A 13,873-nucleotide genomic window follows, 5' to 3' on the forward strand; every position below is an offset into this window, starting at 1 on the left:
ACCCCAGAGTAAGAGACTCACTCTGGGGTGTTTTTGGTATTATCTCACAATTGTGAAGTATTTAACTACAGTGTTTTTACCTTGAGTTAAAATAATTTCACCTGTTGTTCTATCGTAACGAGTGAAGCTGTAGAAGTATGTACCATCAGGCAAGCCTTGGCCATCACCGATTACTTTTACACCTTGGTTAGCTTCACCACCCCATTCATTTTTGTAATCACTTGAAGCGTAAACTAGGCTACCCCATCTATTGAAGATTTTCAATTCGATACGTTGGTCAGGATTCAATGGTTGAATCACGAACTTATCGTTAATTCCATCGCCGTTTGGAGAGAACCCTTCTGGTATAAATGGACTATCAGTTACAACCGAAGCATCGAAGATTACTGGAGTCTTAGCATTTTCAGCTGGGTTTCCATCACCATTAGGATCTGGGTTAGTTCCTGCTGTAGATAAGTCAAACGCTTTCTTCGTTGCATCTGCAATACTGATACCTGTAGCACTAGCCTGAGTATAAATTGTATCTTGAAGCGGCTCACGGATATTCAATGTGTACTCAATCACGATACTGTCACCTTTGGCAAACTTAAATGTACTACTTGCTACTGTAAGTGTTGTATCTGCAATTCCATCGAACAATGAATCAAGTTTTACTTTTCCACTAACAAGTGTTGGTTTACCTACCAATGACCAAGCCGTTACTTGTTGACCAATATTAGATTGGATATGGTTGGCAAGTACAACATTGTTTAGGGTATCCTTACCATAATTACGGGCAATCAATTTGAATTTCACGTTGAACGTACTATCCGATTGCATCACTGGTTTGCTAGCTGACAACGCTACCCCAATTGCAGCATCTCCTAACGGTTTCACTGGGTTACTTAGTGTTACAGAAGTTGCTACCTTATTATTTGAAGGATCACCGTCTTTGTCAGGATCTGGATCAGAACCAGCCGTTGAAATATCTTCATAAGTTAAACCATCTGTACCTGTACCTTTACCGATTGCTACGTTACTGAATACAGAGTCAGTAGCAGCTGTAGTATTAACTCTCACAGCCAAGTTGATTGATACTGAATCACCAACACCTAGTGCAGAAGAATCTGGTAATACTAAATCGATATTCAAACCAGAACCTGTGTATTTAGAATTTACTTTTACACCAGGACGATTTGTCGAAACCGTTGGTTGACCTACAATCGTAGCACCTTTAGAAGTGTAAACTGCATCTAAATCATCCGTTACTGACAACTTCGTGATTCTATTTACACCCATGTTGACAACTCTAATCACGTAAGGAACCGTCCATTCATTGGTACTTTCACGTTTCAAACCAGAAGCAAGAACCTCTTTCGCCACACCAATTAATGTTCTCGGCAAGTCGAAGCGTACTACCGTTCTGCTAGGAGTTGCACTCACATTCGTACCAGCAGATGACTTAGCTGTTACTGTACCGCTTGGTGCAATTCCAGAACCATTTACTTGGCTATAGAATGGACCTTTGTTACCGTTTAATGTAAGTGTTATTGTGTAAATTAAGGTATCTACTTTATTTGGAATCATGAAGCTAGAAGCTGCTTTTACCAAGTTTGGATCACTTGCACCAAATGCTTCATTGATTACCAAGTTGCCTGTATTCTTCGATACTGGAGCACTTACTGTAAATGTTGCTGGAGAAGGGAAGTTTTTAGCAACCGAATCTACTAAGCTAACATTACGTAGCGTATCACTACAGAAGTTTTTCGCAATCAATTGATAAGTCACTTTGTAAACACCAGTTGATACTTGGTTTGTATCAATTACAGCTAATGCTAAGCCAAGTCTACAGTCATTCACCACTCTATTGATGATATTAACTTCAACGGTACTCTTATCATTATCCTTCACAGCATCTAACTTACTTGAGCTTGCTACGAATACAGTGTTAGGAGCAACACCTTGCAATACTGCACGTGCACTGTAGGTCAACGATTTAGTTTCTCCTTTTGCAATAGATGCAATAGTAGCACTCAATGAGTCACCCGTTGCCGTTTTGCCAGTTGAAGTAAAGTCTCCGCTGATGTATGACAAATTACTTACTAGGAAGTCTTTCAAGACTACATTTTTAGTATTTCCAGGACCAGCATTAGTTACCTTAATTGTATAGGTTACCAAACTGTCTTTGTTAACTGTTGTTGCGCTTGCCGTTTTGATTACTGACAAATCTGCATAAAGTGTATCGTTTTCTGAAGGGTTAATTGTCCCTACCTGAACAGTGGTTGTTGCAGTATTATTATCTGTTTTAGGATCTAATGTTGAAACTACTGTTGCTCCAAACGAGAAATTACCAGATGCAATACCTTTTGCAATAAATGTTAATACTTTGGTAGTATCACCTTTCTGTAATGAATCGTAGTTTGCTGTCAAGATATTTCCATTGATAATCCAACCAGTTGCTGGTGGTATAAACTCAAACCCTATTGGAATCGTAGTTGTCACTTTCACTCCTTTTGCAGTTGCTGGTCCATTATTAGAAACAGTTACTGTTAAAGTTGTTGTTTCATTTAATCCAATAGCTGTTTTATCTGCAACTATGGCAATCGCTGCATCCGCAGCATTTGGATCTACAACTCCTGCATTGATTGTAACAGATGCTTTGTTATTAGCTGTATTTGGATCTACAGTACTAGATGTTCCTGACACCGTAATAGTTGCTTCCGAAGTACTTGTTACCACTGATTTGAATGTGTATGTTTTAGTACCATTCATGGCAAGTGTATCAATATTTACACCAACTGTATTTCCATTTTGGATCAAGCCTCCAGTCTGACTAGCATAAGTAAGCGTTCCTGGAATGATTACACTTAGAGCAACTCCTTTAGCAGTTCTTGGACCAGAGTTAACTACTGTTATTGTAGTTACTACTGTATCACCTACCGCATAAGTTGCTTTGTCTGTTGTTATACCTACACCAATATCAGCCAAATCCATCACTACCAAATCAGTACTTACTGTAATTGGAGAACCTGAAGAGAAGCATCCTTGTGCAGTACGATAGAATGCGTAATATGTTCCGAACCCAACAGCAGATGGAGTTGCTACATCGTTAGATGTTGCCGAACCACCAGATTTAAACACCAAAGTAGCGCCAGTTGGAGTTGTTGATGTTACTAAACTATTCAAGTTTGCAGTCTGACCAGATGAAATCATTAAGTTCTTAGTCACTGGAGCAGAAATATCAGCAAGAGGATTTAATGTTGCAGTATCTGATGGTACAGAAGTACATCCATTTGCATCGCTCAAGATATAATAATAGCTACCTAAGCCCTTCACATTAATTGCCTGCGCAGTTGAAACTACAGAAGTCGAACCTACTTTATACCATTTGTATTGATAACCAGCAATTGCTTTCAACCCTACAGAATCAGTCGTACAGGCTGTCAAATTACCCGAAACGGTAATAGTTGGTTTTACTTTGATTCCATTAATGGTAAGAATCATTGTATCTACAGCAGCCACACATGGGCCTGTACCATCTGGGTCATTTGAAGTCAAGAATATTTTCACTGAACCATTTGTCACATCTTGTGCCGAAGCGGTATAAGTAGCAGTTGGCAATAATGGATTATCAAATGTACCTGTACCAGTTGACTTCCAAGTGATGAAACTTGCTGCACCACTGAAGGCACCTTTCAATTGGTAAGATTTCGTATCACAAATTGTAGCATCAGCACCTGCATTTACTGTTGCAGGCGTAGTAGCACAATCTTTAGGAGTGCAATCTGTTGTGATAAACACGTTGATTGCTGCTGGAGCAGAATAACAACCTGAAGCAAACTTCTCGAATACATAATAAGTACCAGTTGCTGAAACAGCTTGTGGGTTACTTACTAAAGTTGAAGTGCTAGATATACCTGTTCTGAATTCAAATGAACTACCATTTGAAGCTGTACTTAATAAACCAGACGTTAAATCAACAGTTGTTGCTGGACAAGCATTAACCAAATCTTTTGTAGATGGCTTGCTAGCAGAATTACCAACATTAATTGTCAACTCATTTGAGTTACCACTCTCGCATTTATCAAGTTTACAAATTGCTGTGTAAGTTGTATTAGCTGTTGGTTTTACACTTACTGTTGTACCAATTTGACCATCACTCCAAATTACAGCGCCATCACAACCAGTTGCAGTTAAGTTCACAGATGAACCAGCACAAGCAGTTAATACATCACTTGTAATTACTGGAGCTGTTGGAGTTCCTACTGTAATAGTTGTTACTGCTGAAGATGCCGACTCACAAGTACTAGTTACACATTTCACGGTGTAGTTTGTAGTTTGAGTTGGGCTTACTGTATGAATCGATCCTGTAAATCCATCTGACCATTTAATTGTTCCACCTTCACATCCAGTTGCCACTAATGTCATTGAACTACCTGGACACATAAATTTCGCTGGACAAGTACATACGACACTAATCGTTGGAATTGCCAGAGGCGTCACATTCACAGTTACTTTGTTCGACTCTGCACTTACGCAAGTATTTCCTTTACAAGTAGCAGAATAAGTTGTAGTCGCTGTTGGTGTCTCAGTGATTGATGCACCTGTTTTGCCATTCGACCACGTTACATCACTTGCACCACAACCTGTTGCTGTAAGTGTTACCTGAGTACCTGAACAAATTGTATTCGTTGATGCTGTTATTACTGGTGCTGCACCTGAACCTACTGTAACTGTTACTGGACTAGACGTCTTAGCTGTTGCATTAGCACAACTATTTGATTTACATTGAACAGTATAAGTGGTTGTTATAGTTGGTTTCACTTTGATACTAGCAGTGGTTTCACCAGTACTCCATAACAAATCAGCTGTACAACCAGTAGCTGTTAAAGTTACCTCTGTACCTGCACATACAGGAGAAGTAGTACTTGCCACAATCACTGGTGTTGGCAAATCCGTTGCAACATTTACTGTAACCGAAGCTTTGGCATCTGTAGCACACGCTACATCAGTACACAAGGCAGTATAAGTAGTTGTCACTGTTGGATTCACAGTTATCGTTGAACCTGTTAAACCTCCATTCCATGTTACCTTACCAGCTTCACAACCTTTTACTGACAATGTTACTGGAGAGCCAGCACAAACATTATTCTTATCAGCAGACGCAACTAATGTTACTACCACTGTTGGTTTTACTACGATTTCTTTTTCGTTTGATTTAACACTTTCACATGCGCCTAATGAACAAACAGCTGAGAAAACAGTAGTAATTGTTGGTTTCACAGTAATTGTTGTTCCTGTCATACCATTTGACCATTTTACTGTTGTTCCACTAGGACATCCTAATGCTAAGAAGACAACCTCTTGTCCTACACAAATTTCTTGATCTCCACACACTACAATTGGAGCATCAATAGAACCACTATTTACTTTAACCTCTACTGTATTTGACACTCCAGAGTTACAAGTAGCATTAGTAGATGTACATGTGGCACTGTAAGAAGTTGAAACCGAAGGTTTAACTGTTACAGATGCTCCTGTTTGACCATCTGACCATTTTATAGTTCCATTACATCCCGTAGCAGTCAATGTTACACTTTCACCCACACAGATAGCAGTCTTAGATGCCACAATGGTTGGTTTAGCAAATTCAGAAACTGTTACACTTGCTGTATTAGATGCAGTACTTGTACAAGTTCCCATCTTACAAACCGCAGTGTAGTTAGTACTAGCAGTTGGCGTAACTGTTATTGATGAGCCAGTCATACCATTCGACCATTCGATTGTACCACCAGCACATCCTGTTGCACTTAATGTCAATGGCGAACCTGAGCAAATTGCTGACAATGCTGGGCTAATCGCTGGAGGTGTTGGAGTTCCAACTGTAATAGTTACTGTTTGTGACTTAGTTGATTCACAACTAGCAACTGTACATGTGGCAGAGTAAGTAGTCGTAACAGTTGGATTAACTGTTACAGATGCACCTGTTAATGCTTGTGCACCACCATACCATTTAACAGTACCTGTACAACCTGTTGCAGTCAAGGTTACTGAACCTGAACCACAAATAGAAGTAGATGATGCCACTATTATTGGAACTGTTGGAGTTGTAACTGTAATTGAAACAGGCGTTGATGGATTACTTGTACAATTGTTTACAGTACAAGTTGCCGTGTAAGTTGCATTTACAGATGGCGTAACAGTAATAGATGCTGTTGTTTCACCTGTATTCCATTTAATCTGACCTGAACATCCTACTGCCGTGATGTTTACTGATTGACCAGCACAAATGGCTGTTTTCTCAGCTGCAAGCACTGGTGCTGCTACATTACAAACCGTTGGAGTAATAATATCTACACTATCATCATCATCTTCATTTTTATCAGTACCATTATTTGGTGTCGAATCAGGGTCTTTCACATCCGACTTGGTAATTTGTGCGGCGTTTGTGATTTTACCTCCTGATGTCACCTTTGCACGGAAAGTGAATTCTACTTTTGCATCTTTCGCAAGATTAGCAATGGTACCAGTCAATGTTCCATTATTATTTGTTAATGAAGTACTAGAAACAAAGCTAATGCCTGCAGGAAGTACATCTTGGATTTCAACATTGGTTGCTGCATGTGGACCAGCATTTGATACTACGAGTGTATAAACAATTTCGTCATTAACATTTGGAGTAGCGTTCGAAACTGTTTTAGTCAAGCTCAAGTCTGCCAATTCAATAGCATTAATAGTTACACTTGATTTGTTATTACCCAATTTTGTAGGGTCTTCGCTTGGACTTGAAATTTCAGCATCATTAACTATGCTACCTTTCGAAAGAATCGTTGCTTTTATGTTTAAGGTAACTTGAGCGCCAGCCGCCAAAGTACCAATCGTCCATTCTCCTGTTGAAGCATTGTATTGAGCAGAAGGATCTGCACTTACGAATGATAAGCTGGCAGGAAGCACATCTTTTACTTTAACTGTTGAAGCACTTGAGCCTCCCAAGTTTTTAGCAACGATAGCATAATTAATCGTCTGACCTACTAAATAAGAAGGTGTTGTTTGTGGAGATGCCACGTCAACAACTGTTTTAACAACTGCTAAGTCTGTCGTTTGACAGCTTGTCACCGTAAAGTTGATAGATGCTCTTTCGCTAATACAACCTTCTGGTGTTACTGCCTCTGCATAATACATTACTGTACCTGCTGCTGTCGGAGTTACGATAAAGCTTGTTCCTGTACCTACAGAAGTACCTCCAGTTGCAGTGGTGTACCACTTAATGGTGTTACCTGCACTTTCAGCAGTAAGGGTATTAGGTTCGCCTAAACAAATTTGTGAGCTAGCTGACAAGTTTGAAGGTTTTGAAGGACGAGCTTTGTAAGTAAAGACTGTCGTAGATGTAGCAGCCGAACAAAGGGTCGCACTACCATCTGGGTCATTAGTTGTAAACGTAAATTCGATTGAACCTTTTGCTTGGTCTGATGCAGAAGGAGTATATTTTGCAGATACGCTAGATACATTATCAAATGTCCCTGTACCTGTTGATGTCCAAGTTCCGCTTGTTGCGCCTCCGCCCAAAGTGGCTGATAGTTGTAATTGTGTAAAACTACCAACGCACTGAGATGGGATGGCAGCAACCGTAACCGTTGCAGGGTTAGGACAATTACATGAATTGATATTTACTGTCACTACAGCAGGTGCACTGTAGCAACCATTAGTAGATTTTTCAAACAAGTAATAAGTACCTGTTCCTACTACAGCTGGGTTTACTACCAACGATGCTGATGGTGTTGAACCTGTTCTCCATTCAAATACACCACCGCTTGTTGACGGAGTACTTGTAATAGCTGATGCCAAATTCACTGTTGTTGTAGCAACTGGTGTACATTGATTAGCTAAAGATGCTATTACAGTTGGAGTAGAAGGAGATGAATTAACCGTAAAGTTGATAGATGCTCTTTCGCTAGTACAACCTTCTGATGTTACCGCCTCTGCATAATACATCACTGTACCTGCTACCGTCGGAGTAACAGTTAAGCTAGTCCCTGTCCCCACTGGTGTTCCTCCAGTAGCAGTTGTATACCACTTAATTGTGTTACCTGTACTTTCAGCTGTAAGAGTATTAGCTTGACCTAAACAAATTTGTGAGCTAGCCGACAAGTTTGATGGTTTTGAAGGACGAGCTTTGTAAATAAAAGTTGTTTTAGAAGTAGCAGCCGAACAAAGGGTAGCACTACCATCTGGGTCATTTGTTGTAAACGTAAATTCGATTGAGCCTTTTGCTTCGTCCGATGCAGAAGGAGTATATTTCGCAGATACGCTAGATACATTATCAAATGTCCCTGTACCTGTTGATGTCCATGTTCCACCTGTTGCTCCACCGCCCAAAGTAGCTGATAGTTGTAATTGTGTGAAACTACCTACACATTGAGATGGGATTGCAGCAAGAATAACCGTTGCAGGATTAGGGCATGCACACGAATTAATATTAACTGTTACCAAGGCAGGCGTACTATAACAGCCAGTGGTTGATTTTTCAAACAAGTAATAAGTACCTGCTCCTACTGCCGCAGGATTTGCCACCAACGATGATGTTGAAACTGATCCCGTTCTCCACTCAAATACACCACCGCTTGTTGACGGAGTACTTGTAATAGCTGATGCCAAATTCACTGTTGTTGTGGCAACTGGTGTACATTGGTTAGCAAGCGATGCCAACACTGTTGGAGTTGTAGGTTTAGTATTTACTATGATAGAAATACTTTTTCTAGCACTTGTGCAGCCATTCGCATTTACTGTCTCTACATAATAAGTAGTATTTGCTGTTGGAGTAACTTGAATACTTGCTGTAGTAGCAAAGGCTGTTCCTCCAGTTGGCAATGTATACCATTTGTAAGATGAACCAGTACCTGATGCTGTCAAGGTAGCCACATCACCAGCACACAATGTGCTAGCGGAAGCAACTACATTGGGCATATCTGGGTTACTTGTTACATTGAAGCTAACGCCTGTTGCATCAAGTGCCAAACATTTTCCAGAAATGCCTGTTTGCAAATCTGAAAGTTTGGTGGTACCTAATGTGATAGCAGTTGTCAAGTTCAAATCTGTAGTATTATATACTATAGTATGAATTTTGTACGAGTCTGCTGCATTGATAGAAAAACTAGGAGTTGTTGCCGTCTGAACAATAGTATTTGTTGTTCCTTTGCTCAATAGGTATCTCACAACATAGCCAGCAGGCACCGTTGGAGCTGCTGAAACAGACGCTGTAAGAGTTAACGAACCACCTGTTGGTAAGCACAAACCTGATGTACTTGCTAGTAGACTTCCTGTTGTTACATTACAGCTAGGAATAATACCAGCGTCAATATCTTTATTATCACGCGCAGGATCTCCAACTGGTTTTGTTGCATCTATTGTAATAAGTGGGCTTTTACCATCTGTTCCAGCGTCAGAGTCTGTCGATGATGTCCCCTTACCTGTTAAAGTAAAGGTTGAACCAGCAGGTTTATCAAATAATACGTAGTATTGACCACTTGCAACGATAAATTCGTATTTACCATTTGCATCAGTAGTGGTTGTACTAATTACATTTCCATTTTTATCCAATAAAGAAACTTTCAAACCAGCCACCGGTGTATCACCTGTGTTTTGAATACCATCTTTATTATTATCATTAAACACATAATCACCGATAGAACCCAAAGGAACAATACCCGCATCTACGTTAGGATTATTTCTTAAAGTATCAGTAACCGCTAAAGCCGTATTAATCGTAACCAAGTGGCTACGACCCAATGCACTAAAATCACTATCTTTCGTATCATCACTTCCTTGATTAGCTTTTGATATTTGACTCTTTGAAGGAAGGGTAACACGTACCTGGTAAGTACCAGAAGTTAGGTTTTCAAATAAATAATAACCTGTTGATGTTGTAGTAACGGTTTTTACAAATGTATTTGCGCTTGTATATAAATCTACTTTTATGCCCGATAATCCTGTTTCTGTTGCATCTTGAATACCATTAGCATTCACATCACTCCAAACATAGTCTCCAATCGAGCCGTAAGGGTCAGGAATAAACTTCACTGGGCAACATCCAGTTACGGGACAGGTAGAATTGGTAGCAGAAAAAGTGAATTCTGTATAATCTGTAATACTCTCTACATATAACACACCATTTTGAACATAAGCACCCGAACCTGAAGTGGTAGCTGTAATAGCCGTTGCAACACCATTTGTTCCAACACGTCTAGTCCATACTACGTTAGTAAGCCCTTTTGGTACTGAAACTTCAAAAACACTTCCAGTCGAAAAATACGTTGGGACAGAAAAACATACAGCCGCTTGATCGTCCTCATTAATATTATGATTGTTAGGTTTTGAATCTGCATCTGGTTCGGTTTGAGCAACTACCTCAAAACTAGCATAGGCGATTCCTCTCCCGAGGTCGCCGCTTTTTACTCTTGCCTGAACTTGAAGTGTTATTTCAGTATTGCCTAGCAACTGCGTAATCACCCACTTTTTATTGACATTGTCGTAGGTGACTCCCGATGCAGGACTCGAATAAACAATCGATTCCAAAGTTGAAGGCAAAGAATCCTTTACCGAAATATTAGTAGCCTTATCTCCTGTACTATTCTTTAACTTAATAATATAAGTAACCAAATCGCCAGGATTGGGATTACCATTACTTACCGTAGCCGTTAAAGACAAGTCTGGACTAGCCACAGCCGTCCAAGCAGTAAGTACTGTTAGGATTAAAGAAGCGAATACAGTTCGAAGGGTAGAAAAACCATTCAATGAACTTGCTGATAATTGTTCTTTCTTATTCGAAGTAAGGCGGTTGGTTAATGTAGACAAACCCCAACTTTCGCATAAGTCCAACACAGATTTCACCTTACGAGATTTTGACAATAGAGTAGCACCCATATTGCTTGCACCTCGAAGCTGAAATAGATTATTAGCCGCTCGTGTCAGGTAAGTAAAAAGATTCATTTGCTGTATGTTTAATTGATAAAATTCACTACTAGGACCTTGTTCGTTTGGGCTATCCAACAAGTAACTACTTGGAGCATTAACAAGAGGTAAATCTTCACTTAGGGGCATAACAGCAGGTATGCTATCAGAAGCATTTAGGGAATTAACTACTTTAGGCTGCAAATGCGATGAAAACCTATGATTCGCTTGACGGCTAGCGCCAATCTCGAATGTAAATGTTTTTTTCATCCGATTTCTTGTTAATGTTTTAATTACTTAGGAGGATACCAAAATCTTGTACTATCGACCAGTTTTGTTCAAACTTCGGATTCGCATGATTTAGTCACTTTTAGGCGTCTCAAAATGATGAGATTGTACGGAAAATGTACCAAAACTGTGCCAAATACCAAACACTTAAGTTGAGTAACAGGCCACCTTTTTGTGCTAAATTAAATCAAGCGCACATCCTCGATTTACGGACTTTGTCATAAAAATTCGACAATACTAGGTCAATTTAATTTTGCTGAATAAGCTACAAAAAATGCAACAGGGCAGCAAAGCCAAAACTATGCCAAAATTTTGCTTAAATAAAAACTTTTTGAAATACAATAAGATACAACCAATGCACTTGTAAAAATGCACTAACTGAGAAGACACCAATTAAGGTAACGAAAGGAAGTATATAAATTTATTAATTGCGAGCGAAGCACCTATCTTATCCGATATTAGCTTTGATAGTACAAATCAAATAAAAATTTATTAGTCTGTCAAGGTTTTCTGTCTTTATTTTATTAAGTGGCAGGACTTTATACGTAAGCGCTGACAATTTGGCATTTTATGAGGTTTTGGAATTGTATTTGTCAATATCGCTATGTCGGTTGCGACGCCATTCTATGAATATTTGGTTTGTATTTCTATAAATTATTAATGACAAAATGACCATGCAAGAAAAAGGTAACATTTCGATTCATACCGAAAACATTTTCCCTATTATTAAGAAGTTTTTATACTCAGATCATGAAATCTTCTTACGCGAATTGGTATCTAACGCGGTTGATGCTTCTCAAAAATTGAAACGTTTGTCGGCCATTGGTGAATACGCTGGTGAATTAGGTGAATTGAAGGTAAAGGTAAGTTTTGACAAAGATGCTCGTACGATTACTATCTCCGATTCGGGTATTGGTATGACTGCCGATGAGGTGAAAAAGTACATCAACCAAATTGCCTTTTCTGGAGCTACTGAGTTTGTTGAAAAATACAAGGATAAAGGTGATGAAAAAGCTATTATTGGTCACTTCGGACTTGGCTTTTACTCTGCCTTTATGGTTGCTGAAAGAGTAGATATTATTACAAAATCTTTTCAAGATGGCGCACAAGCTGTAAAATGGACTTGTGATGGTTCGACAGAGTTTGAAATTTCTGAAGCTACTCGTGAAAGAAGAGGTACTGATATTATTTTGTATGTAGCTGATGATTCACTAGAATTCCTTGAGAATTTTAGACTAAAACAAATTCTTGATAAATACTGCAAATTCCTTCCGATTGAAATTGAATTTGAAGATGCTATCATCAACAACCCTACTCCTATCTGGGCAAAATCGCCTGCTGATTTGACTGACGAAGATTACTTAAAGTTCTACGAGGAGCTTTATCCTATGTCAGAAAAACCACTTTTCTGGATTCACTTGAATGTAGATTATCCTTTCAATTTGACAGGTATTCTGTATTTCCCGAAAGTGAAAAACGAATTGCAATTACAAAGAGAAAAAATTCAGCTTTTCAGCCGTCAGGTATTTATTACTGACGAAGTAAAAGATGTAGTTCCTGAATTTTTGATGTTGTTGCACGGTGTAATCGATTCGCCAGATATTCCTCTTAACGTTTCAAGAAGCTTCTTGCAGGCGGACTCTAATGTTAAGAAAATCAATAACTATATTACTAGAAAAGTAGCTGAAAAACTGAATGATTTATTCAAAAATGACCGTGCTGGTTTTGAAGAAAAATTCGAAAACATTGGTCTTTTTGTAAAATACGGAATGATTTCAGATGAGAAGTTCTACGACAAAGCAAAAGACTTCTGTTTGCTACAAAGTACTTCAGGCAAATACTACACTTTGAATGAGTACGCTGAGTTTGCACAGGAAAATCAGAAAGATAAAAACGATGACGTTGTATATCTTTATGCGACAGATTTATTAGGACAAGACGGCTACATCCAATCAGCGACTAAACGTGGCTATGATGTTTTGAAATTGGATGCTGTTTTGGATAGCCATTTTATCAATATGCTTGAAACCAAATTGGTAAAAACTAACCTTAAACGTGTTGACGCCGATACGGTAGAAAAATTAATTGATAAAGGCATAGCCTTGGAAGCTGTACTTTCAGACTCAGAAAAAGAGACGGTGAAAAAGGTATTTGATGAAGTAATCAATGATAAAAATAAGTCGGTTCAAGTTGAGGCTATGCCAGTAGACGAACTTCCTGCTATCGTTACCCAAAATGAATTTATGCGCCGTATGAGCGATATGTCAAAACTTGGTGGTGGCATGGGAATGTTTGGAGCAATGCCAAACAATTATACTATTGCAGTAAATGCTAATCACCCTTTGATTAATAAAATTCTTAAAACCGAAGAAGAAAGCGAGCAAAAACGTTTGGCAAAACAAGTTTATGACCTTGCTTTATTGTCTCAAAACTTGTTGACTGGTGCAGATTTAACTGCCTTTATTCAACGTACAGCTCAAGGATTGTAGTCAATTGTAGAATTTTGAATGAATGAATTGTGAATGTAGACATTTCATTATTTGACACTTACATCTGACTTCAATTATAACCTTGACAAGGTATTGATAAAATAAAAGCCCTTCAATCGAAGGGCTTTTATTTTTCTAACCTAAAAAACACATCTAAATTTCTCTTTATT

The 13,873-nt window shown here is 38.8% G+C and carries 2 protein-coding genes; one reads left to right on the top strand and one right to left on the bottom strand.

Features of this window, described 5'->3' with window-relative positions; genetic code table 11:
• Positions 1 to 39: 39 nt before the first annotated feature.
• On the bottom strand, positions 40 to 11,196 hold the full coding sequence (locus GVN22_RS06620) for an SdrD B-like domain-containing protein (RefSeq protein WP_166550256.1): 11,157 nt from the start codon (positions 11,194 to 11,196) through the stop codon (positions 40 to 42).
• A gap of 692 nt (positions 11,197 to 11,888) precedes the next feature.
• Here GVN22_RS06620 and htpG point away from each other — a divergent pair.
• Positions 11,889 to 13,703, top strand: a complete 1,815-nt coding sequence (htpG, locus tag GVN22_RS06625) for a molecular chaperone HtpG (RefSeq protein WP_166550257.1) — start codon at positions 11,889 to 11,891, stop codon at positions 13,701 to 13,703.
• The last annotated feature ends 170 nt before the right edge of the window (positions 13,704 to 13,873 follow it).

This window comes from Cellulophaga sp. BC115SP (genome assembly GCF_009905545.1).
Classification (GTDB): domain Bacteria; phylum Bacteroidota; class Bacteroidia; order Cytophagales; family Spirosomataceae; genus Flectobacillus; species Flectobacillus rivi.